The 22,952-nt window shown below is 57.4% G+C and carries 19 protein-coding genes and 1 tRNA gene; 10 read left to right on the top strand and 10 right to left on the bottom strand.

Annotated elements, in window-relative coordinates; genetic code table 11:
• The first annotated feature begins 1 nt into the window (after position 1).
• The 4 genes from BMX75_RS14190 (at position 2) to BMX75_RS14205 (ending at position 4,917) form a co-directional block, all read left to right on the top strand.
• Positions 2–88, top strand: a tRNA-Leu gene (locus BMX75_RS14190).
• A 263-nt stretch (positions 89–351) separates the two neighbouring features.
• Positions 352–1,902, top strand: a complete 1,551-nt coding sequence (locus tag BMX75_RS14195) for a BCCT family transporter (protein WP_092829000.1) — start codon at positions 352–354, stop codon at positions 1,900–1,902.
• Positions 1,899–3,923, top strand: coding sequence for a CocE/NonD family hydrolase (locus BMX75_RS14200; protein WP_092829002.1), 2,025 nt, complete (start codon positions 1,899–1,901; stop codon positions 3,921–3,923). Before BMX75_RS14195 ends, BMX75_RS14200 begins: the two co-directional genes overlap by 4 nt.
• An 88-nt stretch (positions 3,924–4,011) precedes the next feature.
• On the top strand, positions 4,012–4,917 hold the full coding sequence (locus BMX75_RS14205; RefSeq protein WP_092829004.1) for a LysR substrate-binding domain-containing protein: 906 nt from the start codon (positions 4,012–4,014) through the stop codon (positions 4,915–4,917).
• Positions 4,918–4,962: 45 nt separating this feature from the next.
• On the opposite strand, the gene BMX75_RS14210 is transcribed toward BMX75_RS14205, so the two are convergent.
• Together BMX75_RS14210 and BMX75_RS14215 are read right to left on the bottom strand one after the other, a co-directional pair.
• Complete coding sequence (locus BMX75_RS14210; protein WP_092829177.1) at positions 4,963–5,808, bottom strand: DNA/RNA non-specific endonuclease; 846 nt, start codon at positions 5,806–5,808, stop codon at positions 4,963–4,965.
• 67 nt (positions 5,809–5,875) lie between these two features.
• Positions 5,876–6,151, bottom strand: a complete 276-nt coding sequence (locus BMX75_RS14215) for an Lrp/AsnC family transcriptional regulator (RefSeq protein WP_027338179.1) — start codon at positions 6,149–6,151, stop codon at positions 5,876–5,878.
• A 327-nt stretch (positions 6,152–6,478) separates the two neighbouring features.
• Here BMX75_RS14215 and BMX75_RS14220 point away from each other — a divergent pair, with 327 nt between their 5' ends.
• A complete protein-coding gene (locus BMX75_RS14220; RefSeq protein WP_092829006.1) occupies positions 6,479–6,793 on the top strand; it encodes a high-potential iron-sulfur protein in 315 nt (104 codons plus the stop codon).
• Positions 6,794–6,842: 49 nt separating this feature from the next.
• Here BMX75_RS14220 and BMX75_RS14225 read toward each other — a convergent pair whose 3' ends face one another.
• The 5 genes from BMX75_RS14225 to BMX75_RS14245 form a co-directional block, all read right to left on the bottom strand.
• A complete protein-coding gene (locus tag BMX75_RS14225; protein WP_092829008.1) occupies positions 6,843–8,408 on the bottom strand; it encodes a SpoVR family protein in 1,566 nt (521 codons plus the stop codon).
• Between the two features lie 21 nt (positions 8,409–8,429).
• Entirely contained in the window at positions 8,430–9,719 is a 1,290-nt protein-coding gene (locus tag BMX75_RS14230; RefSeq protein WP_092829010.1) for a YeaH/YhbH family protein, read from the bottom strand.
• A gap of 25 nt (positions 9,720–9,744) precedes the next feature.
• Positions 9,745–11,667 (bottom strand): PrkA family serine protein kinase, encoded by a 1,923-nt coding sequence (locus BMX75_RS14235; protein WP_066321701.1) that lies wholly within the window; start codon positions 11,665–11,667, stop codon positions 9,745–9,747.
• Positions 11,668–12,076: 409 nt separating this feature from the next.
• Positions 12,077–13,120 (bottom strand): threonine aldolase family protein, encoded by a 1,044-nt coding sequence (locus tag BMX75_RS14240; protein WP_092829012.1) that lies wholly within the window; start codon positions 13,118–13,120, stop codon positions 12,077–12,079.
• A gap of 141 nt (positions 13,121–13,261) precedes the next feature.
• Positions 13,262–15,283, bottom strand: coding sequence for an NADPH-dependent 2,4-dienoyl-CoA reductase (locus BMX75_RS14245; RefSeq protein WP_092829014.1), 2,022 nt, complete (start codon positions 15,281–15,283; stop codon positions 13,262–13,264).
• A 215-nt stretch (positions 15,284–15,498) separates the two neighbouring features.
• Here BMX75_RS14245 and BMX75_RS14250 point away from each other — a divergent pair, with 215 nt between their 5' ends.
• Together BMX75_RS14250 and BMX75_RS14255 are read left to right on the top strand one after the other, a co-directional pair.
• A complete protein-coding gene (locus tag BMX75_RS14250) occupies positions 15,499–16,425 on the top strand; it encodes a DMT family transporter (protein WP_092829016.1) in 927 nt (308 codons plus the stop codon).
• Between the two features lie 42 nt (positions 16,426–16,467).
• Positions 16,468–18,036 (top strand): bifunctional GNAT family N-acetyltransferase/carbon-nitrogen hydrolase family protein, encoded by a 1,569-nt coding sequence (locus BMX75_RS14255; protein ID WP_092829018.1) that lies wholly within the window; start codon positions 16,468–16,470, stop codon positions 18,034–18,036.
• 219 nt (positions 18,037–18,255) lie between these two features.
• Here BMX75_RS14255 and BMX75_RS14260 read toward each other — a convergent pair whose 3' ends face one another.
• A complete protein-coding gene (locus tag BMX75_RS14260; protein WP_085919828.1) occupies positions 18,256–18,555 on the bottom strand; it encodes an MGMT family protein in 300 nt (99 codons plus the stop codon).
• Between the two features lie 15 nt (positions 18,556–18,570).
• Entirely contained in the window at positions 18,571–19,434 is an 864-nt protein-coding gene (locus tag BMX75_RS14265) for a LysR substrate-binding domain-containing protein (RefSeq protein ID WP_092829020.1), read from the bottom strand.
• Positions 19,435–19,549: 115 nt separating this feature from the next.
• Here BMX75_RS14265 and BMX75_RS14270 point away from each other — a divergent pair, with 115 nt between their 5' ends.
• Positions 19,550–20,722, top strand: coding sequence for a TauD/TfdA family dioxygenase (locus BMX75_RS14270; protein ID WP_245748567.1), 1,173 nt, complete (start codon positions 19,550–19,552; stop codon positions 20,720–20,722).
• Positions 20,723–20,777: 55 nt separating this feature from the next.
• On the top strand, positions 20,778–21,716 hold the full coding sequence (locus tag BMX75_RS14275; RefSeq protein ID WP_092829022.1) for an ABC transporter substrate-binding protein: 939 nt from the start codon (positions 20,778–20,780) through the stop codon (positions 21,714–21,716).
• Positions 21,717–21,860: 144 nt separating this feature from the next.
• Here the strand turns inward: BMX75_RS14275 and BMX75_RS14280 are convergent, their stop codons facing one another.
• A complete protein-coding gene (locus BMX75_RS14280; RefSeq protein ID WP_092829024.1) occupies positions 21,861–22,289 on the bottom strand; it encodes a secondary thiamine-phosphate synthase enzyme YjbQ in 429 nt (142 codons plus the stop codon).
• Positions 22,290–22,386: 97 nt separating this feature from the next.
• Between BMX75_RS14280 and BMX75_RS14285 the strand changes: the two genes are divergently transcribed.
• Positions 22,387–22,938 carry a lipocalin family protein gene (locus BMX75_RS14285; protein WP_092829026.1) on the top strand — a complete coding sequence of 184 codons (552 nt, stop codon included), beginning with the start codon at positions 22,387–22,389 and terminating at the stop codon, positions 22,936–22,938.
• Positions 22,939–22,952: the final 14 nt, after the last annotated feature.

Genomic DNA, 22,952 nt, shown 5'->3' on the forward strand with positions numbered 1-22,952 from the left:
CGCCCAGGTGGCGGAATTGGTAGACGCGCTAGCTTCAGGTGCTAGTGACCGTATGGTCGTGGAGGTTCAAGTCCTCTCCTGGGCACCATCGATAGTGGTCCAGTCCGCATCAAGTACTCAAAATCTTTGTTATTGCCTTCCCGTCAGATTTTTTACTTTACTTGTACACTCAGGTACTGCCCTCTCTTCTGGGCCATACGCTGTTAGGCACCTATCAACACCACCTCCTGCATGCACTGGACGCATACCCTCATTCCCATTCTGCGTTTTATATAACGGCTGAAAAGACGTTACGTTGAATCGTCATGCCATGACGTTTATGCATGACGATAACGACAAAGGGAGAACGGTATGCAGACAAAATCACTTCGGCCACTGGTATTCTGGCCAACCTTTTTGGTTTTACTCGCTGCAGTTATTGCCAGCTATATCAACTTAGAAGCTTTTCTAGCCGTTACCAGCGCATTGAATGACGCAATCCTGACTAATTTTTCATGGCTTTTCAGCCTGGGCAGCCTCTACCTCTTGGTGATGGCCGTCATCGTTTATTTCTCTCCGCTGGGCCAGCTTCGCATTGGAGGGCCGCATGCCAAGCCAATACTGTCACCGATCCGCTGGTTTTCGATCACCTTGTGCACCACCCTCGCAGTGGGCGTTCTGTTCTGGACCACAGCGGAACCGCTTTACCATTTTATGGGCCCTCCCAGCTCAAGTGGTCTAGAGGCTGGCTCAAGTGATGCGATGCTGTTTTCAATGTCGACCATGTTTTTACACTGGACATTCACACCTTATGCCATCTATGCCGTCCCCGCCTTAATCTTCGCCCTGGCTTTTTACAACCTGCGCCTGCGCTTTTCTATTTCCAGCATGCTGGAACCCCTGTTCGGCTCAAGAATCAAACGCTTTTCCGGGCTCATCGATGCTATTTCACTATACGCGCTGGTAGCGGGCATGGCGTCTTCGCTCGGCACTGGCGCACTGACATTGGCGGGGGGAGTAGGCCAGTACCTGGGCGGTGAAAGCGACCCCATACGGCTCGGTATCATTGTTGCCATCATTGTGACCACCTTTGTTCTTTCCGCTGCCAGCGGCTTACAGAAAGGCATTGCACGGCTGTCATCACTCAATGCCGTTTTGCTGCTTATCCTTGGTGTATTCGCCTTTGTCGTCGGCCCAACCATCTTCAGTTTGACCCTTGGCGTGGAGTCGTTTGGGGTATTTATCGACAATTTCTTCACCAAGAGCCTCTTCACAGGCAGTGCAGGTGAAGATCAGTGGCCACAGTGGTGGTCGATATTTTACTGGGCAGTCTGGTTTGCCTGGGCGCCGGTCGCGGCACTGTTTCTCGGCAAAATATCCTGCGGCTACACCGTGCGTCAGTTTCTCCGCGTTAACCTGATTTATCCCGCGCTATTTGCCAGTACCTGGATCACAATATTTTCGGGTGCGGCGCTCTACTATCAAGCACATACCGATGTCGGCCTGCATGCCATCCTTAGTGAACGGGGTGTGGAAAATGTGCTTTACGAACTGTTCCGTCAGTTGCCTCTTTCTGAGGTATTGATCCCGGTCCTGCTTTTCATAGCCTTTATTTCTTATGTCACTGCCGCTGACTCGCAAACAGACGCCATCGGTAATCTCTGCACTCGCGGCCTGACAGCCGATTCTGATTTGAATGCCGGGATCACCATGAAAGTTGTCTGGGGCGTCATCGTCGGCATTGTCGCCTGGGTCATGGTGAGTTTCGTCGGCATTGATGGCATCAAAATGCTGTCTAATCTGGGCGGCCTTCCCGCGCTGCTCATTGTGCTCATGGCTACCGGCTCTCTGTGGGTCTGGCTGAGAAATCCTCAGCAACTTAGCGATCCCCCCACCCCTACCAGCAACAAGCGTGCATCATGAATATCAAGCAGGATTTCCCACACCGCGTTCGCGAGCTAGAGAATGTTCAGATTCCCCTGTCTGACGGCACTTTGCTAGCGGTGCGCATATGGTTGCCGGTAAATGCTGAAGCGCAACCGGTGCCGGCCATTCTGGAGTACCTCCCCTACCGCAAACGGGACGGTACCGCGATCAGAGATGCGTTGACGCATCCCTACTTTGCCGGGCATGGATACGCCTGTATACGAGTCGACATGCGAGGCAATGGCGAATCGGATGGCTTGATGGAGGACGAGTACACACCTCAGGAGCAAGCCGACGCCCTGGAAGTCATCGACTGGATTGCCAACCAACCATGGTGCACGGGTCATCTAGGCATGATGGGCATATCCTGGGGTGGCTTTAATAGTCTGCAAGTGGCCGCATTACGTCCTGAGCCACTCAAAGCGATCATCACGCTGTGCTCTACGGATGATCGGTATGCGGATGATATCCATTACAAGGGCGGCAATATGCTGCTGGAAAACCTTGGGTGGGCAGCCACCATGCTAAGTTTTTCTGCGGCGGTCCCCGACCCTGCCCTGGTAGGAGAAAAATGGCGCGACATGTGGAAGCTGCGCCTTGATAACATGCCGTTGTTGGCCGAGACCTGGTTGGACCATCAATACCGGGATGCTTATTGGCAACATGGCTCTATCTGCGAGAACTATGCCGACATTGAAGCGGCGGTTTACATGATAAGCGGCTGGGCTGACTCCTACATCAATAGCATCCCCAGGATGATGAAAGAACTGCAGAGCCCTAAAAAGGCGCTGATAGGCCCTTGGATGCACAAGTATCCCCACTATGCGACACCAGACCCAGCCATCGGCTTTTTGCAGGAAGCGCTTCGTTGGTGGGATTACTGGCTCAAAGGTATTGAGACAGGCATCATGGATGAACCCGCCTGTACCTTTTACCTTCAAGACGGCCTACCGCCCGCCCCCAAATACGCCGAACGGCCTGGCAAATGGGTACAGACTCATGGCTGGCCAGCGTCTCATGCCGAAGTTGAGCCGATTTCACTCACGCTAGGTGACCAAGGCCTTTCAGTAGGCGCCTACCTGAGTCAGGACAAACTGATTGCATCCCCTCTGACCACTGGCGCCCTGCAAGGGGAATATATTCCCCTCTGGTTTGGGGCTGATTTCCCCACCGACCAGCGGCGTGATGATGGTCTATCGCAGGTATTCGATTCAGAGCCCTACGCAGATGGACTGGATATTCTGGGGCAACCAACGCTAAAGGCAACGCTCAGCAGTCATGAAGATTGTGGTCAGCTTCATGTCCGTCTCTGCGATATCGCCCCTGGCGGCGAAAGCGCCCTGATTACCTACGGTACGCTCAACCTTAACCTGCGCGACGACCCCGCCGTTATTACCCCTCCAACGCCTGGCGAACCTATGGATATTCACCTGGCCCTGGATCTCGTCGGCTATCGACTGCCTCGGGGTCATCGTCTAAGGGTCGCACTTTCCAGCGCCAGTTTCCCACTGGTCTGGTCGCCTCGCAAACGCGCTGATCTTACATTGAAGTCTGGCACACCAACCATAGAGCTGCCGTTAGCCAAAGCTGCTTATATCCCCATGCCCTTCAAGCCTCCTGAAAGCGCTACGCCCTGCCCGGTGGAAACCATCCGCAAGGGCCAACCAAAGCGAACTATCAGCGAGGACGTCGGTAGCGGGGAGGTCAGCGTCATCGTCGAGGATGACATGGGGGACATACAGTTCCTTGATCATGGCTTACGCGTTGAACAGTACGCAAAAGAAGTTTATTCAAGCCATCCTGTCGACGCGACCCGTACCCGCGCCGATATTGAATGGACGTATCGCGCCAGCCGAGCCGGAGAAAAAGATCACTTCGCTGTATCCGTATTCAGTCGTTATCACCTGCATTGTGACGAAACGACTTTTTACCTGAAGGCTGAACAGCATGCCTATGAAGGCGATACATTAGTGAGTGATAAGTCCTGGGAGAGAGAAATCCCTCGCACGGCGATCTAGAGCGTTTACCCTGACACTGCTTGGCGGCAGATACTGCCAGGCAGTGTTATTCTCAGGAATCGTCTTGCCGACTCTAGAGTTTTATTCAATGCGCGATGCCTTACCCCCGCTTACCAGCTTAAGTGCCTTTGAAGCTGCTGCACGATACTGCAGTTTCACTCAGGCAGGCAGCGAACTTAACTTGTCTCAAAGCGCCGTGAGCCGTCAAATCAAGCGTCTCGAAGCTGACCTGGGGCGGCTTCTTTTCGAGCGTCATTATGAAGGATTGCGTCTTACCCCAGCCGGCGAGCAGTACTTCCGGGTTGTACAGGGACTGTTACGCGAACTAAGGGATGAAACGGCTCGCCTTAGGCGAAGGGGAGACGACCGACAGTTGACACTGGCGTCTAGCCCCACCATTGCTTCAATCTGGCTAGCGCGTCAGCTCCCTGACTTTCAGCGCGCGTACCCTGACATTGAAATTCGGATATTGACCGTCGAAGATCCCCGTCGACTTGATCTGGCAGAGTTCGATCTTGGCATCTACTACCGCGTTCCCAATGAGGTTGACCCACCAGGGCTGTTGGCAGATGCGATTTTCGAGCATGAGATGGTATCAGCCGTTTGTAGCCCCATTTATCTGGAGCGCCATGGCAAGGTGATTGATGCGAAGCAGTTGCTCACTAGCCACAATCTCATGGTGGTGGAAGACCATTACCATGATTGGCTAACCTGGGAAACATGGTACCGAGAATTGGACCTGGACTGGCAGGCACCTCTTCATACGCTACGAGCCAACAGTTTCCAGTTGCTGATGAATGCTACGCTGGCGGGTCAGGGGGTGACACTTGGCTGGATGCGTCTTCTAAGTGCTGAGCTTGATCAGGGAAATCTTGTACAAGCACTGCCTTACACTCTGCCGAGTAAAGGCAGTTTATCCCTGCTTACACCTGAGCATCGACACCTGACAGACCCTATGCGTGCTTTTCGCCACTGGGTGCTCAGTACTTCCTAATCGGTCCTTCCTAATCAGTACTACGCAACATGAAATCAGCCTTACCTATTGATAACGCCCCGGCTTTTTCGCCACTTCTTCCAGTGCCCAGCCGCCAGTGCGGATTTCGCTTTCCAGGACACTTTCCACGTTGTCATTCAACTCGTGGAAAAAGTCCAGACCGGTACGTGCTTCGATGTCATCAATGCTGACCAGGTAGTCGTCCAGCGGCTCGTTGCCGCGCACGTCCTGGGGCATGATAAATGCAAGCGCCAGCGGTGCTTCATCGTGGGGTGCCACGATGATCTTGTAGAACGCCTCGGGCACTTCGACCAGGCCCACGCGATTGAAGACGTTATCCATAAAGCGTTCAGGAAAGATGGGGCCGGTAATGATTTGCAGGCGATCAAAACGCGGCGCGAAATGGTCCATGACGGCTTCTTCCAAACGCTGCCAGAGCTGGCGGTTCAGATTGGGCCGTTGCGGGGTCATGTTGCTCATGTAGAAGGTGTCGAGCTGTGCACTGCGCCCGTGAACGGCGGCGATGGCATAGTTGGGGGCCAGGTGGCCGCGGTCGTAGCCGCTGCCGGAATAGCTGTCAGTGCCCACCGGCCATAATGTCCGCCAGTCGGGACGAAAGTCCGGGCGCGACCCGATGCGCGTATCGTCCACGGCGGTGACCTGATAACTGACCCATAGCGGGTTGACGCGAACGTCCGACCAGCCCACCAGAAAACCGTCGTTGCGCAGCACCCGGTGGAAGGACGTAAAGCTCAGCGCTTCCCAGGTCGGCACGCCCTGCCAGGTGTACATATCTTGATGCTGGCGCTCCTGGTACTGCCAGAGCACGCTGCCCAGCACCACAAACAGCACAAGAATACCTATTCGTCTGGCCTGCCGACGCCAACCCAAGCGTAACTTACCCAATCCCACAACTCCCCTGTCCCGCTAGATCCAGCCCTTGATCAAACAGGGCGCGTTACCATCCCAGTGAAAACATGGTTTCCAGATCGTGGCGCGAGTGCACCTGCATGGCGTTGAGCGTTTCCGTGTCGCTGATGCCTTCCACTGCGTTGAGTCGTTCGGTGACCAGGTCGGCCAGGCTTTCGAAGTCGCGAGTGCGAGCGATAGCCACCAGATCGTAGCGGCCGCAGGTCGAATACACCTCGCTGATACCGTCGACATCCGCCAAGCGCTCAGCGACGGCCTTGACCTGACCTTTCTCGGTATTGATTAGGATGACTGCGTTTTGCATCGCGCCCTCATGAACTGTCGGTGTTGGATATGGTCTGATGACGGCAGGAGTATAACAGGGCCCTGGCAGCGGGCGTAGTAATGCTAAAAAGAGTAATGCTAAAAAGAGTAATGCTAAAAACAGTGAGGCTAAAAATAGCCGCTCTCTCAGCGTGACCGATTGTCGCTGCACCGTTCAGGGTATTCGCACTCCACGACGAGTTCCACTAGCATTCAACTATGCGCTGATTACATTCAGCGCTGTATAAATAATAAGCAGTATAATAAACAGCACCGTTAATAACGGACACCGGGACAATACGTCAGTCAATGACGACTAGGAGCAACCATGGCTAATCAAAGCCGACGTGCCTTCATGCGATCCAGCCTGCTCAGCCTTGCTGCCCTGCCGCTGGGTGCGGGGATCCTGTCCAAGACCGCCTTTGCGCAAACACTGCCGCGCCTGGATCCTTCGGCAAGCAATGCCCAGGCATTGAACTACGTGGAAGACGCAGCGGATGCCAGTGATCACCCGGCCTACGAAGAAGGCCAGCGGTGCGACAACTGCATGTTCTACTCCGCCGATAATGAGGGCTGCCAACTTTTCCCGGAAAACAGCGTCGAGCCAGCGGGCTGGTGCCAGTCCTGGGTCGCTCAGGGCTAGCAACCAAGATGGCAGAGACGCCATGCGCCTCTGCCATCTTGAGTTTACGTCACTCCTCGCTCTGAGCGCTTTCTTCCACCGGCCATCGGTAACGACGCGTGACGCGCCCCTCTTCCATTGAGATCAAGTGGACGGGGAAACCCCATAGCTTCTGCAAGTGCCGAATCACCGGGTATACGCTACGTGCCAGTGGGCGACGGCTGTCCTGCACATGGTGCAGCGTGAGTGAACGATCCCCCCTAATGGCCGCTTCCACAACCTGGATATTGGGCTCGCGCACCGATAGCGCGTATTGCGTCGCCAGTGCATCGCGCACCCGCCGGTAGCCCTGTTCATTGTGAATGGCGGCCACCTCCAGCGTTTCCTCCTGGTCATCGTCGACCACCAGAAACAGCTTGTGATCGCGCATGACCTTGGGCGACAAAAACTGCTGGATAAAGGATTCATCCTTGAAGTTGCGCATGGCAAATTCAAGCGTTTCCCGCCAGGGGCTGCCGGCAATATCCGGAAACCACTGGCGATCCTCGTCGGTGGGCGCTTCGCAGATGCGTTTGATATCCATGAAAATGGCAAAGCCCAGGGCATAGGGGTTGATGCCGCTGTAGTAAGGGCTATCAAACGCTGGCTGGTTGATCACCGCTGCATGGGACTGTAAAAACTCGAGCATGAGGCCTTCATCGACATTGCCATCGTCGTAAAGGCGATTCATCAGGGTATAGTGCCAGAAGCACGCCCAGCCCTCGTTCATTACCTGGGTTTGCCGTTGGGGATAAAAATACTGCGCCAGTTTACGCACGATACGCACGATTTCGCGCTGCCATGGGGCCAGTAGCGGCGCGTTCTTCTCGACAAAGTAGAGCAGGTTTTCCTGGGGCTCGGGAGGATAACGGCCGCCACTATGCAGCCCAAGCGGGTCATCTTCTTCCGGCGATAAACTGCCAGGCAACGACTCGCCGCCTTCCGGGCTGTCGGGGATCGTGCGCCAAAGCAGATTCACCTGGGTTTGCAGGTAGGCCTCGCGTTCGTCCTGGCGTTTGGCTTCTTCTTCCGCCGAAATCGGCGACGGCCGCTTGTAACGGTCCACCCCGTAGTTTTGCAGCGCATGGCAGGCATCCAACAGCTGCTCGACCGCCTGAACGCCATGGCGCTCCTCGCACTTTGCGATGTAGTGGCGAGCGAATACCAGATAATCGACGATGGACTCCGCGTCGGTCCAGGTGCGAAACAGGTAATTGCCTTTGAAGAAGGAATTATGCCCGTAACAGGCATGGGCCATGACCAGCACCTGCATCATCAGGGTGTTTTCTTCCATCAGGTAGGCGATGCAGGGGTTGGAGTTGATGACCAGCTCGTAGGCCAGTCCCATCTGGCCGCGCTTGTAGGCCTGCTCGACGGCGAGAAACTGCTTGCCGAACGACCAGTGGTGGTAGCCTACCGGCATGCCGACGCTGGCGTAGGCATCCATCATCTGCTCGGTGGTGATCACTTCAATCTGGTTGGGATAGGTATCCAGCCGGTATTCGTCGGCAAGCCGAGCCAGCTCGGCATCAAAACGCTCAAGGATGCTGAAGTTCCAATCGGAACCGGTCGCAATCGGCTTGTGGGTGGCATTCATGGCGCACTCCTCAACGGGCGGTCAGTGCTGCTGACTCAAGCGACGCTTGAACAATTCACGGAAGACGGGGTAGATATCCCCGGCGTCGATAATCTGGCGCATGGCAAACTGCTCGGGAAAGCGAGCGGCCACGGTCTCGTATTCCTGCCATAGCGACTGATGGTCATGGGGGGTGATTTCCACATAGGCATAGTACTGGAGTTGCGGCATCAGTTGCTTGATCAGCAAGTCGCGGCACACGTTTGAATCATCATCCCAGTTGTCGCCGTCGGAAGCCTGGGCAACATACAGGTTCCACTGCTCCGGCGGGTACCGCTTGTCGATGATCTTCTTGACCAGGGTGAGCGCACTGGACACGATGGTGCCGCCGGTTTCCCGCGAGTAGAAGAACTCCTCTTCGCTGACTTCCCGGGCGGCGGTGTGGTGACGGACAAAGACGAGCTCGACTTTCTCGTAATGCTTTTCCAGAAACAGATACAGCAGCAGGAAAAACCGCTTGGCGATGTCCTTGTGGTTCTGGGTCATCGAACCGGAAACATCCATGACGCAGAACATTACCGCCTGGCTTGAGGGCTGTGGCTGGGCAGCCAGCTGGTGATAACGCAGGTCGTAGGTGTCGATAAACGGCACCGCTTCAATGCGTTTTTCCAGGCGCTCGATCTCGGCCTTCAGTTCAGTGATGCGCGCCGGATTGCGCAGCACCGGGTCTTTACGCTCTTCGGTCTCAAGTGCCTGCTGAGCTTCTCGCAGGGCGCGCTTGATGGGCGCGCGCATGGCGATACGCCGGGCATAGGCTTCACGCATCGAGCGAGTAATGCTGATGCGCGCAGGCACCCCGTCCCGCGCCAGGCCGGCGCGCACCATCTTGATTTCCTGCAGCGACTTGAGCGGCTTGCGCTGAAGGTGAGGAAGCTCCAGTCCATCAAAGACAAATTCCAGAAATTCTTCGCGGCTCAAGGTGAAGGCAAATTCATCGGTGCCCTCTCCCTGATTGGAAGCGCTGCCTTCACCGGCGCCACTGCCGCCTCCCTGCCCGGGTGGGCGTTGAATTTTATCGCCCGCCAGGAACTCCTTGTTGCCGGGGGAGACAATTTCACGCGCCCCGCCCGGTCCGTGCTGAAACACCGGCTCGGAAATATCCTTGGTGGGGATCGACACCTTCTCGCCCCGCTCCATGTCGGTGATTGAGCGACGGTTCACGGCTTCTTCCACGGAACGCTTGATATGCTTGCGATAGCGTTCCAAAAAGCGCTGCCGATTCACCGCGCTCTTGTGCTTGGCATTGGGCCTGCGATCGATGAAGTAGGTCATGTGACCTCCTTTTTAAGCGCATCCGCTACTGGGACTTGCGTACGCGCAGGTACCACTCAGAAAGTAGCCGCACTTGTTTTTCGGTGTAGCCACGATCCACCATCCGCGCAACGAAATCCTCGTGCTTCTTCTGGTCCGACTTGGACGCCTTGGCATTGAAGGAAATCACCGGCAGCAGCTCTTCGGTATTGGCGAACATCTTGTGTTCGATCACGCCTTTGAGCTTTTCATAGGACTGCCAGCTGGGGTTCATGCCGTTGTTTTGCGCCCGCGCGCGCAGCACAAAATTGACCACTTCATGGCGGAAGTCCTTGGGATTGGAGATCCCCGCGGGCTTCTCGATTTTTTCCAGGTCTTCGTTGAGTGCCTGGCGATCGAGCAGCTCACCGGTTTCGGGGTCGCGGTATTCCTGGTCCTGGATCCAGAAGTCCGCGTAGGTAACATAGCGGTCAAAAATGTTCTGCCCGTACTCGCTGTAGGACTCGAGGTAAGCGGTCTGGATTTCCTTGCCGATAAACTCGACGTAGCGCGGGGCCAGAAACTCCTTGATAAAGCCAATGTAGCGTTCGAACACTTCCGACGGTAACTGCTCGCGCTCGAGTGCCTGTTCCAGCACGTAGAGCAAATGCACGGGGTTAGCCGCCGTTTCCGTGCCATCAAAGTTGAACACCTTGGAGAGAATCTTGAAGGCAAAGCGGGTTGATAGCCCCTGCATGCCCTCATCCACTCCGGCGGCGTCGCGGTATTCCTGGATCGACTTGGCACGCGGGTCGGTATCCTTGAGATTCTCGCCGTCGTAGACGCGCATCTTCGAATAGATACTCGAGTTTTCGGGCACTTTCAGCCGCGAAAGCACGGAGAATTGCGCCAGCATGCGCAACGTATCCGGTGCGCAGGGCGCGGCATTAAGCGATGAGTCCTCGAGCAGTTTCTGATAAATCTTGATTTCTTCGGTTACCCGCAGGCAGTAAGGCACCTTGACGATATACACCCGGTCGAGAAACGCCTCGTTGTTGCGGTTATTGCGAAACGCCTGCCACTCGGATTCGTTGGAGTGGGCCAGGATCACGCCGTCAAAGGGAATCGCCCCCATGCCTTCGGTGGGGTTGTAGTTGCCTTCCTGGGTAGCGGTTAACAGCGGGTGCAGCACCTTGATGGGTGCCTTGAACATCTCGACGAACTCCATCAACCCCTGGTTGGCACGGCACAACCCGCCCGAAAAGCTGTAGGCGTCCGGGTCGTCCTGGGAATAGAGCTCCAACTGACGAATATCGACCTTGCCAACCAGGGACGAAATGTCCTGGTTATTCTCATCGCCGGGCTCGGTTTTGGAAATAGCAATCTGGTTAAGCCGTGACGGGTACAAACGCACGACCCGGAACTGGGAGATATCGCCGCCATATTCCTTCAAGCGCTTGGCCGCCCAGGGCGACATGACACTTTTGAGGTAGCGTTGAGGAATCCCGTACTCTTTTTCGAGCAACTCGCCGTCTTCTTCAGGCGAGAACAGGCCAAGGGGTGACTCATAAACCGGCGAGCCTTTAATGGCATAGAAGGGAATCCGTTCCATCAACAGCTTGAGACGCTCCGCCAGCGACGATTTACCGCCACCCACCGGGCCCAGCAGGTACAGAATCTGTTTGCGCTCTTCTAGCCCCTGGGAGGCATGACGGAAGTACGACACGATCTGCTCGATGGCTTCTTCCATGCCGTGGAACTCGGCGAACGCGGGGTAGCGCCGGATGACTTTATTGGAAAAAATTCGCGAGAGACGCGAGTCCTTGGCCGTGTCGATGACCTCAGGCTCGCCAATGGCTTCCAGCATGCGCTCGGCCGCACTGGCATAGGCCTTGGGGTCACGGCGACATAGCGCCAGGTACTCCTCAAGGCTCATGTCTTCTTGCTGAACGCGGGCAAAACGGTCTTGAACGTGATCAAAGATGCTCATGGAACTCTCCTGTAGCCCATCCCCAGGCAATCACCGCCAGACAGTCAACATCGGTGCGATGCGCCAAACGAGGTGTCGCTTATCAGCATAGTCAGCATTAGCAAAATGTGATGACTCAAACTTCAACGCTAACGCTTTCATTCTATGAGCGTAGAGTAGGTAGATTAGTTGCGTTGACAGACCCAACGCAAAACGCCGCCTGGAAGGCGGCGCTAGAGACTACAAAACGGTCCGAATAACCCTCGGCGGGGGCGCTGTGAACCCATCCCTGGGCGCTACATTCGCCATCTGACCGCCATGGATGGCGGAAATGCCGGAAACGTAGGGAATAGTTTTCCGGCCATGGCGAATAACCCCCGCTACGGGTTAGTTCTGACCCAACTCAGCATAAAGCCTCTTAATGTGCATGCTATTCAAGTACTTCCTGAATATCGGCCAGCAACTGGTCGAGTAATTCAACGGTGGTGTTCCAGGCACAGACAAATCGCGCGCCGCCAGCGCCAATGAAGGTATAAAAGGTCCAGTCTCTGGCTTTCAACGCTTCGATGGCCCGGGGCGGCAATTCAACGAAGACGCTGTTGGCCTGCGTCGGAAACATCAGCGACACGCCGGGTAAGGCTTGCAGACCATCGGACAGGTAGCGCGCCATGGCGTTGGCGTGCTGGGCGTTGGTCAACCAGGCACCGCTTTCCAGCAACCCAAGCCAGGGCGCAGAGACAAAGCGCATTTTAGACGCCAACTGGCCTGCCTGCTTGCAGCGGTAGGAGAAATCTTCGGCCAGCTCCCGATTGAAAAACAGAATGGCCTCACCAAACGCCAAGCCGTTTTTGGTACCCGAGAAGCACAGCGCGTCGACGCCTACCTGCCAGGTCAACTCGGCCGGGGTGGCATCCAGGCTGGCACAGGCGTTGGCAAAGCGGGCGCCGTCCATGTGCAGGCGCAGGTCGTACTTGTCTGCCATGGCGCGAATGGCCAGCAGCTCCTCTCTGGAATAGACGGTGCCGACTTCGGTGGCCTGGGTCAACGAGATGACCTTGGGCTTGGGGTAGTGGATATCGCTGCGCTTGGTGACCAGCGCCTCAATACCTTCCGGGGTCAATTTGCCGTTGGCACCCGGCGACGTCAGCAGTTTGGCGCCGTTGGAGAAAAACTCAGGGCCACCGCACTCGTCGGTTTCAATGTGGGCCAGCTCATGGCAGATCACACTGTGGTAGCTACGCCCCATGGCGGAGAGCGCCAGTGAATTGGCAGCGGTGCCGTTGAAGACGAAAAACACGTCGCAATCGAAGTCGAACATATCGCGAAAACGATCGGCGGCACGGGCTGTCCAGCGGTCATTACCGTAAGCGAGATCATCGGCTTGGTTGGCTTGCAGCAGATATTCCATGGCTTCCGGGCAAATACCGGAGGTGTTATCACTGGCCAAAAATCGTGGGGTACACTCCGAGGTCATGGCGATAATCCTTATGGCGAGTCCTTGTGGGCAATCCTTTTCATCTAACGGTCTGGCGGCGTGGGCTGGGTGCCACCCACACCGTTTGCGACTCGTTAGACTTAATAACTAGGTTACACCCAGTCTATCGCCATTTCAGTGCTATAAGGAAGCGGCCAGACGAGTGCCCTGGTCAATGGCGCGCTTGGCATCGAGCTCAGCGGCTTCATCGGCGCCGCCAATCACATGCACGCGGCGGCCTTTCTGCTCCAGCGGCGCGATCAGGTCCCGCACCGATTCCTGACCTGCGCAGACCACGATGGAGGCCACGTCGAGCACCTGGTCCCGCCCTTCTTGGTGGATATGCAGACCGTCGTCGTCGATCTTGAGGTATTCACAGCCGGTGAGGGTTTTGACGCCGCGCTGTTTGAGCGATGCGCGATGCACCCAGCCCGTCGTCTTGCCCAGGTATTTACCCGGCTTGGAGGTTTTACGCTGCAGCATGACGATCTCCCTTGGCGAAGCGGGCGGTGCGGGCGCTTTCAAACCGCCCCGCGCCGCCATCGAAAGGTCCACGCCCCATTCCTCACACCATGCGGCCAGATCCAGCGTCGGGTGCCCCTGATGGGCCAGCAACTCAGAGACATCAAAGCCGATACCCCCCGCGCCTATCACCGCCACCGTGGACCCAACGCGCTCAGGGTGTTCAATCGCTTCAGCATAGCTCAGCACCTTGGGATGATCGGCACCGGGTAGCGTCAGTTCACGGGGCATGACGCCGGTGGCAATCACCACCTCATCGAAGTCCGCCAGGGATTCGACGGTGGCGTCAGTGTTCAGGCGAACCTCCACGGCGTGTTTATCCAGCATCACGCGGTAGTAGCGCAGTGTCTCATTGAACTCTTCTTTACCAGGGATCTTGCGGGCGTAGTTGAACTGCCCGCCGAGCTCGCCACGACGCTCAAACAGTACGACGGTATGGCCGCGGCGAGCCGCTTCCACGGCTGTCGCCAGGCCCGCCGGGCCGCCGCCAACCACCGCGACGCGCTTCACCATCCGGGCAGGCTCAAGCGTCAATTCGGTTTCATGGCAGGCGCGAGGGTTAACCAGGCAGGAGGTGAGCTTGCCCGCAAAGGTGTGATCCAGGCAGGCCTGATTGCAGGCGATACAGGTGTTGATTTCGTCGGCCAGCCCCGCTTCGGCCTTGCGCACCCATTCCGGGTCGGCGAGAAACGGCCGCGCCATCGAGACCATGTCGGCATGCCCCTCGGCGAGCACCCGTTCTGCCACATCCGGCATGTTGATGCGATTGGTGGTGATCAGCGGGATCGACAGGGCCGCCTTCATGCGCTTGGTCACTTCGCTGAACGCCGCGCGGGGGACGCTGGTGACAATGGTCGGCACCCGGGCTTCGTGCCAGCCAATACCGGTATTGATCACATCGGCACCGGCCGCTTCAATGGATTTCCCCAGAGCAACGACTTCTTCCCAGGTGCTGCCCTCCTCCACCAGATCGATCATCGACAGGCGAAAGATGACCAAGAATGAATCGCCGACAGCGGCACGGATGCGTTTGACGATTTCGATGGGAAAGCGAACCCGACGCTCGAAATCACCGCCCCATTCGTCGTCGCGCTGATTGGTCCGCTGACAGATGAACTGGTTGATCAGATAGCCCTCGGAGCCCATCACTTCAACGCCATCGTAGCCTGCCTGCTGGGCAAGATTCGCACATTGCACGTAGTCGGCAATTTGCTGCTCGACCTCATCGCTGGTCAGCTCGCGCGGTGTAAAAGGGTTGATCGGTGCCTGAATGGCCGACGGTGCCACCAGCTCAGGCGAGTAGGCATAGCGGCCAGCATGCAGAATCTGCATGCATAGATGCCCGCCCTCGGCGTGAACGGCGTCGACGACCTGGCGATGTTCTGCCAATTGCGATGCCTCGGTCAGCGCGTTGGCGCCCTGGAAGACCGCCCCCTCCGCATTGGGGGCAATACCGCCTGTTACGATCAGACCAACCCCGGCCCTTGTCCTCTCTGCATAAAACGCAGCCAGCCGCTCAAAGCCGTTGGGCGCTTCTTCCAGATTGGTGTGCATGGAGCCCATCAACACCCGATTTGGCAGCGTTAAATGCCCCAGTGTGATCGGACGGAAAAGATGCGGATAGGCAGGCGCACGAGTCATCACGGTTCTCCAGAGGGTTATTCGATGATTATTCAAACAAGCGTATGACATCCTGCCCGCCACGTACAGTCCCCCGTTCTGATGACAAGCCCTGATGACAAGTCCAAGCGACAGGTTCTTGTGAAAGGGCTTTGCTCACTCAGCACTTGCTCACTCAGGAAAAGGGCGTCACATTACCCGGCTAACGATAAGGGACTGCTTTAAGGGAATGTGCTATGCCATTGATGTATTTTTTAGCCCCGCTGACCACTGTCCTGATCTGGTCGGGGAACATGACCATCAATCAGTTGACCGTCGGGGCCATCGCACCGAGTAGCATCGCGTTCTTGCGCTGGCTGCTGGCGCTGCTGGTAATGACACCTTTTGTGCTGCCCGCTGCCATACGCCACCGCGATGAAATCCGCCGCCACTGGCCCAAACTGGCTTTGCTGGGGCTGCTGGGCATGGGCCTTTGGCAAGGCTTGGCCTATGTCGCCGCGGAAACCACCAGCGCCACCAACATGGGCATACTGGCAGCAATGGTGCCGCTGCTGACCGTGCTGTTGAGTGCGTTGATTCTACGCGAGCCGCCCACCCGTGGTGGTGTGGCGGGTGGGGTCCTGGCGTTTATCGGCGTGACCGTTCTGCTGGGTCGTGGCAACCCGCTTTCCCTGCTACAGCTGGAAGTCGCCTATGGCGACGCACTGATGGTGGTGGCGGCTACCTGCTATGCGCTTTACGGCGTCATGCTCAAGCGCTGGGCGATGAAGCTGCCGCCCTGGGTCATGCTTTACGCCCAGGTATGCTTTGCCGTGCTGCTACTGCTGCCGCCTTATCTGATGGGGCCGATGACGCCGGTGGACAGCCAGAACATAGGGCTCATTCTATATGCAGGCATTCCGGCATCAATCATTACCACCTTTTTATGGATGCGTGCCGTCCGCCAAATTGGCGCCAGCCAGGCGAGTATTTTCATCAACCTGATGCCGCTGTTCAGCGCGCTCATCGCCATGGCGTTTCTGGGCGAACAGGTGGCGGGCTTCCACTTTATCGGTGGGCTTTTGATATTGGCAGGCGTCATCATGGCGCAGACCCTGACCCAGCCCTTGGCCGCTTCGAGGAATAAGCTATCACAGGATAAAACGAGCAGTGCCAAGCAATGATACAATAGGGCAACTTATTTCGACTGCTGGGAATCCTTCAATATGTCCCTAGAAGAACTGCACCTTAACCTCCGCAACCTGACCAGCGATGACTATGAACAGTTGAAGTCGTTGATGGATGCGGTATATCACGATATCGGGGGTGCCTGGCCAAAGCATACGATCGATAAACTGATCCAGGAGTTTCCCGATGGCCAGATCGCTATCGAGGACGATGGGGTCCTGGTTGGTGTCGCGCTGACCGTTCAGGTGGATTACGACGAGTTCTCCAACCCGCACAAGTACGACGACCTGATCGGCCATCGCGAGATCATCCGTAATGATCAGGATGGCGACGCCATGTACGGCCTGGATGTGCTGATTCATCCCGACTACCGGGGTTACCGCCTGGGTCGCCGCCTTTACGAGGCGCGCAAGGAGCTGTGCCGTTCGCATAACCTGCGCGCCATTCTGGCGGGCGGGCGAATTCCCGAATACCACCAGCATTCCGATGAACTGTCTCCGGCCCAGTACATCGATAAAGTATCGCGTAAAGAGATTTACGACCCGATTCTCTCGTTCCAGTTGGCCAACGACTTCCAGGTCAAGCGCCTGCTGCGCAAGTATCTGCCCGAAGACGAGCAGTCCAGGGGCTACGCCACGCTGCTTGAGTGGAACAATATCCTCTTCGAGCCCGCGGAAAGCGTGCTGGATACCCGCCCGACCCAGGTGCGCGTGGGGGCGGTGCAATGGCAGATGCGCGAGTTTTCTTCCGTCGAAGCCGCCCTACAGCAGATCGAGTACTTTGTGGACGCCTTGTCGGATTACCAAAGTGACTTTGCCGTCTTTCCGGAGCTTTTCAACGCGCCGCTGATGGGGCTGCAGGACCGCGAAGCCCAGCAGGACCAGATGGGCGCGATTCGCTTTCTCGCGGGCTTTACCGAGCGCTTTGTCGCCGAGCTGTCGCGGATGGCGGTGTCCTACAACATCAACATTATCGGCGGCTCGATGATCGAGGCCGGCGAGGATGACCGGCTTTATAACGTCACCTACCTGCTGCACCGCGATGGCAGCATCGAGAAGCAGTCGAAGCTGCATATCACCCCCCAGGAGCGCCGCGACTGGGTCATCGAAGGCGGCGACGACCTGCAGGTGTTCGATACCGACGCGGGCCGCGTGGGCATTCTGATCTGCTACGACGTTGAGTTCCCTGAACTGGGCCGCCTGCTTGCCGACCAGGATATGGACATTCTGTTTGTGCCTTTCTGGACCGACACCAAGAACGGTTACCTGCGGGTGCGCCATTGCGCCCAGGCGCGCGCCATCGAAAACGAGTGCTACGTGGTGCTGTGCGGCAGCGTGGGTAACCTGCCGTCGATCGAGAACCTGGACATCCAGTACGCCCAGTCGGCGGTGTTCTCGCCGTCCGACTTCGCCTTCCCCCATGACGCGGTGCTGGCGGAAACCACGCCCAATACCGAGATGATCTTCTTCTCGGACCTGGACCTGACCCGCCTGACCGTGGTGCGCGCCGAAGGCTCGGTAACCAACCTGAAAGACCGCCGCAAGGATCTCTTCGACCTGCGCTGGCGCGACTGGTCCTGGAAGTCAGGCGCCAACCTCGACGACTAGCAACCGCTCCTAAAATAGCCACAAAACCGACAACGCCGCCTTTATCAGGCGGCGTTGTTATTGGCTTTCTAATAAAGCCGTGAGATGACATCTGAACCGGCATGGAACAACCCTACGCGGGGGCGCTGTGAACCCGTCCATGGGCGCTACTTTCGCCATCCATGGCGAAAAACCCCCGCTACGAGTTGTTCCATGCCTCATCACCTATACCAGCTTCTGTCAGTCAGGCCAGACAAGGTGCGCAGGGACGCGCCCCTTGGCATCAAACGCCACGCCTTCATCGCGCAGTTTTTGATGCTGGCGGGCCGCGCCGCCGTGGTCGGCAAGCTTCAACGACGCGGCAATGACCCGGTGCCAGGGCAACTGGTGACCGTCCGGCAAGTGGCGCATTGCAGAACCCACCATGCGCGGGGTCGCCCCTTCGGTCATTGCCGCAATCCGCCCGTAGGTCGTCACCCGCCCCGCCGGTATCTGATCGACAATGGTATAGATCTGTTCGAGTAGTTCGGGCCGGGGCATCGTTTTACCCTCCTTCTAAATCGCGTTTATCAACCACTGCCATACCGTTTCAGCGTCTTCACTTACGATACGACGGCTCGGCCTTACCAGCCAGAAGCGCTCATCGCTTGGCACGCTTAATGAAAACGGGGCCACGAGATCATCGCGCTGCTCGAGCAGGCGACGATGCGTTAGCGCAACACCGCCTCCCTGGCTTGCCAGCGCCAGTGTCATGACCTGATTATCGCAGGTCAACGCATGGCATTGTGCCTCCAGATGCGACACCCCCGCTGTCTGTAACCAGCCGGGCCAGCCGACCCCAAAGCCCACTGCGTGGAGCAAAGTGTGCCCGGCCAAGGCCTCCGGTGAGGTCAGCGTTTTGGCAACCTGCGGAGAGCACACCGGCAATAGCTGCTCATCACCCAGCGGCCACATCTCGACACCACTCCATTCCCCACGCCCGTAGCGAATTTCAATATCCGCCCCTTCCGGGCCAAAGTCATCGGGCCAGATAGCGCTGACCAGGCGCAGGGAGAGGTGGGCGTGCTGGCGATGCAGCTGAATAAGCCGGGGTGCCAGCCACGACTGCTGAATGACCGGCGTCGCGCGCAACGTGACCGGCTGTTCACTGGTCATGCCGAAAACCTCGGACGTCCCTTCGCTGATACGCGCAAAGGCATCGTGAATGCTGGGCAACCAGGCCTGCCCGGCGGGGCTCAGGGTAAGACTGCGGGCATGGCGAACGAAAAGCTTCTGCCCTAGACGGTCTTCCAGCAGCCGGATACGTTGACTGATCGCTGCCTGGGTCACCCCAAGCTCATTGCCTGCAGCGGTAAAGCTGAGCGTTCGAGCAGCGGCTTCAAAGGCTTGTAGCCATAATAGTGGCGGCAACTGAGTCATGAAAAAGCTACCTATAAGCTGAGCGAGGTCTAAGGGGTCAGATTAATCGTTTGTCACTGCCATTGCGACTGCGCATCCTAGATGGGCGTTATTTAGTCAATGCCGGGAGGAAGTGATGAACAGTGCCGTTTTCGCTGAAGAGCAACACCAAGCGCCCCAAATGGGCGAATTAGCCCCCTATCAGGACGGCCCATCACTGACTGAGGCGGTGCCTACCGATGAAGGCATTCACCTCACGTGGCAGGATGGCCAGCACACCACGCTACCGCTGCTGTGGCTGCGCGACCATTGCGCCTGCCCCGCCTGTCGGCACCCGCAAACCCGCGAGCGGTTGTATCTGCCGCTTGAGGATATCAGTGAAACGCCGACCATCGAACTTGCCGGAGGCCATCTTTACCTGACCTGGCAGGATGGCCACGAAAGTGCCTTTCACAGCGGCTGGCTTTACCAGCGCCGTCCGGAAGCCGAGATCCCCACGGCCGTTCCATCGCTGGCCCCCTGGCGGGATCAGTTCACCCCTGAGCGCATTCGTCATGCCGATTTCCTGACGCCCGAGGGCGAAAAAGCCTGGCTGACGGCCATGTTGCGCGATGGCTTGGCGCTGATCACCGAAGGCCCGCTGGTTGAGGAAGAAGTCAGCCGCCTGTCAGAGCGTATCGGCCCCCAGCGTGCCACCAACTTTGGTTCGCGCTTTGATGTTCGCTCAAAGCCCAACCCCAACAATGCTGCCTATACTGCCGTCGGCCTGCCGCTGCACATCGACCTGCCCAACTGGCGTCAGCCGCCGGATATTCAACTGCTCTACTGCCTGCAAAACGAGGCGAGTGGCGGCCAATCGCTGTTTGCCGACGGCGCCCGGGTGGTCGATGCATTACGCCAACAGGACCCGGAAGCCCTGAAGATTCTGAGCGAAACCGCCATCGATTTTCGCTTTCAGGATGACACGCACGATATCGCGGTACGCGAGCCGGTCATCAAGCTCGACGCTGACGGTAACCTCATCGAAATCCGCCTAAACAACTGGATTCGCGACACGCTGCACCTGCCGGCGCCCAAGATGGCCGCCTGGTACCGCGCCTACCGCGTTCTGTGGCAGCTGTTTCACAGCGAAGCGCACCAGATCGAGTTCACCTTATTACCTGGCCAGATGGTGGCGTTCGACAACCGCCGCGTCCTTCATGGACGGCGTGAATTCGACCCCAACAGCGGCGCACGTCACTTGCAGGGCACCTATCTAGACCGTGACATGCTCGCTTCCAAGCTGCGCGTCCTCGCACGTAGTTCATGAGAAGCGCATAACGAGCGCATGCATTGATAATAAACCAAGCAAGGAGATCGATCGTATGACACACCTGAAACCTCTCGCCTCGGGCATTGCCTTTGCCAGCGTAGCGTTGTTTGCCTCGGCATCCCACGCCGACGACGAAACCCTCGACTTTGGCGTACCCGCCTGGCCGGGTATTACCGTCAAGACTGCCATTGCCGAACAGTTGCTCAACCCGCTAGGCTACGAAACCACCACCCAGGAAATCGGCCTGCAGGTGATTTACCAGGGGATTGAAAGCGGCGATATCGATGTCTTCCTGGGTGCCTGGCTGCCGGCTCAGCGTGAGATGTTCAACCCGCGCAAGGAATCGGGCGTACTGGTCGATGTGGCCAACAACGTTGATGGCGCGCAAATGACGCTGGCCGTGCCCGAATACCTCTATGAAGACGGCCTGCAAAGTTTTGCCGATCTTGACGACTACCGCGACCAACTGGATGGCAGGATTCATGGCTTTGGTGCCGGTTCGGCGGCCAGCGAAATCCTCAATAACGCCATCGATAACGACATCTGGGGACTCGGCGACTGGCAACTGGTCGACACCAGCGAAGTCGCGATGCTTTCCGCCGCGAGTGACTCGATTTCTCGCGAAGAACCCATTGTGTGGGTTGGCTGGACGCCTCACTGGATGAACCTTGAGTTGCCGATGCGCTATCTCGACGACGAGAAAGACCTGTTCGGCGAGAACAATGGTGAAAGCGAAGTGCTCACCCTGATGCGTTCCGGCTACGCCGAGGCCAACCCCAATGTCGTGACGTTCTTTGAACAGTTCACCTTCAGCGCCGAAGAACAAAGCTGGATGATTCAGCAGTTCGGCCAGGAAGAGCGCGAGCTGGACGGTGTCGCCGAGCAGTGGATCAACGAAAACACCGAGCGGGTGGAAGCGATGCTTGCCGACGTGACGACTACCGATGGTGACCCCGCCTGGCCGGTTATTGAAGCTCAGCTCAACGAGTAACGCTCACCGATAGCGTTGTCGAGGGGCTATCTTTCCATCAGACTGCCATATGCCAGAATCGCCGGGAGCCTTTCCCGGCCCTGGAAAAAGCCCCTCGCTTCAACCTGCCCTCACACCCCGTCATTGAGTCGTTGTAAAAGGCGACTACGGGTCAGCTTTCCCGGTAAGTGTCGCCATGACACGCCGAGAACCACCTTGCTCACGGTGTTCACCGAGCCAGACCCCCTGCCATGTGCCAAGCACCAGGCGGCTATCACGCACCGCCAAGGTTAATTGCGTACCCAACAGGCTTGCCATGACATGGGCGGGCATGTCATCCGGGCCTTCCAGCGTATGACGGAAATAATCCAACCCCTCCGGCACCAGCCGACGCATGAAGGCGTTCATATCATGGCGAACATCCGGGTCGCTATTTTCATTGAGGGTCAGCGAAGCCGAAGTATGCAGTAACTGCAGGTGCAAAATGCCCATCTCACATTCCGCCAGCCAGGGTAGCGCTCCGACCAGCTCTTGGGTGATAAGATGGAAGCCCCGTGGCCGCTCGGTTAGGTGAATCTCATCCTGGTGCCACATAACCATCGCCTTAACATTATGAGTGTGTCATTCCATTCTATTCATTGTTATTGGCGACGCCCGAATTAGCAAACGCCCGTCACCCCAGGAGCACACAATGTTAAAACCATGGAAGGTGCTAAAACCATGGAAGGTCGTCCTCGGCAGTGCCGCCATTGCCGGTTGCACCGGCATCCCCGACGGCACTCAGCCCGTTACCGGCTTTGAGCTGGACCGCTACCTGGGCCAGTGGTACGAAATCGCCCGGTTGGATCATTCCTTCGAGGAAGGGCTGCAATGCGTGACGGCAACATACAGCCTTCGCGAGGATGGTGGCGTCAGAGTGATCAACCGCGGCTACAACCCGGAGGAGCAGGCCTGGGACGAAGCCGAAGGGCGCGCTTATTTTATCGACGATGACGATATCGGCCGACTCAAAGTCAGCTTCTTTGGCCCCTTCTACGGCGGCTATAACATTCTGGCGCTGGATGACGACTACCAGTGGGCGCTGGTATCAGGCCCCAACCGCGATTATCTCTGGATTCTCTCGCGGACTCCGGACATGGACAGCGAGCTGGAAAACCGGCTGCGCGAGCGGGCGGCCGAGCTGGACTTCCCGACCGACGAACTGATCGATGTCGCCCATGATGATACATGCCCCGAGCGCTAGCAGCCTGTCGGGCT

Origin of the sequence: Vreelandella subterranea, assembly GCF_900111305.1 — a bacterium.
GTDB lineage: Bacteria > Pseudomonadota > Gammaproteobacteria > Pseudomonadales > Halomonadaceae > Vreelandella > Vreelandella subterranea.

What these genes read in the sequence shown, in the direction of transcription:
- BMX75_RS14195 (WP_092829000.1), top strand. Translation starts at nt 352, where the DNA reads ATGCAGACAAAATCACTTCGGCCACTGGTATTCTGGCCAACCTTTTTG.
- BMX75_RS14200 (WP_092829002.1), top strand. Translation starts at nt 1,899, where the DNA reads ATGAATATCAAGCAGGATTTCCCACACCGCGTTCGCGAGCTAGAGAAT.
- BMX75_RS14205 (WP_092829004.1), top strand. Translation starts at nt 4,012, where the DNA reads ATGCGCGATGCCTTACCCCCGCTTACCAGCTTAAGTGCCTTTGAAGCT.
- BMX75_RS14215 (WP_027338179.1), bottom strand. Translation starts at nt 6,151, where the DNA reads ATGCAAAACGCAGTCATCCTAATCAATACCGAGAAAGGTCAGGTCAAG.
- BMX75_RS14220 (WP_092829006.1), top strand. Translation starts at nt 6,479, where the DNA reads ATGGCTAATCAAAGCCGACGTGCCTTCATGCGATCCAGCCTGCTCAGC.
- BMX75_RS14225 (WP_092829008.1), bottom strand. Translation starts at nt 8,408, where the DNA reads ATGAATGCCACCCACAAGCCGATTGCGACCGGTTCCGATTGGAACTTC.
- BMX75_RS14230 (WP_092829010.1), bottom strand. Translation starts at nt 9,719, where the DNA reads ATGACCTACTTCATCGATCGCAGGCCCAATGCCAAGCACAAGAGCGCG.
- BMX75_RS14235 (WP_066321701.1), bottom strand. Translation starts at nt 11,667, where the DNA reads ATGAGCATCTTTGATCACGTTCAAGACCGTTTTGCCCGCGTTCAGCAA.
- BMX75_RS14240 (WP_092829012.1), bottom strand. Translation starts at nt 13,120, where the DNA reads ATGACCTCGGAGTGTACCCCACGATTTTTGGCCAGTGATAACACCTCC.
- BMX75_RS14245 (WP_092829014.1), bottom strand. Translation starts at nt 15,283, where the DNA reads ATGACTCGTGCGCCTGCCTATCCGCATCTTTTCCGTCCGATCACACTG.
- BMX75_RS14250 (WP_092829016.1), top strand. Translation starts at nt 15,499, where the DNA reads ATGCCATTGATGTATTTTTTAGCCCCGCTGACCACTGTCCTGATCTGG.
- BMX75_RS14255 (WP_092829018.1), top strand. Translation starts at nt 16,468, where the DNA reads ATGTCCCTAGAAGAACTGCACCTTAACCTCCGCAACCTGACCAGCGAT.
- BMX75_RS14260 (WP_085919828.1), bottom strand. Translation starts at nt 18,555, where the DNA reads ATGCCCCGGCCCGAACTACTCGAACAGATCTATACCATTGTCGATCAG.
- BMX75_RS14265 (WP_092829020.1), bottom strand. Translation starts at nt 19,434, where the DNA reads ATGACTCAGTTGCCGCCACTATTATGGCTACAAGCCTTTGAAGCCGCT.
- BMX75_RS14270 (WP_245748567.1), top strand. Translation starts at nt 19,550, where the DNA reads ATGAACAGTGCCGTTTTCGCTGAAGAGCAACACCAAGCGCCCCAAATG.
- BMX75_RS14275 (WP_092829022.1), top strand. Translation starts at nt 20,778, where the DNA reads ATGACACACCTGAAACCTCTCGCCTCGGGCATTGCCTTTGCCAGCGTA.
- BMX75_RS14280 (WP_092829024.1), bottom strand. Translation starts at nt 22,289, where the DNA reads ATGTGGCACCAGGATGAGATTCACCTAACCGAGCGGCCACGGGGCTTC.
- BMX75_RS14285 (WP_092829026.1), top strand. Translation starts at nt 22,387, where the DNA reads ATGTTAAAACCATGGAAGGTGCTAAAACCATGGAAGGTCGTCCTCGGC.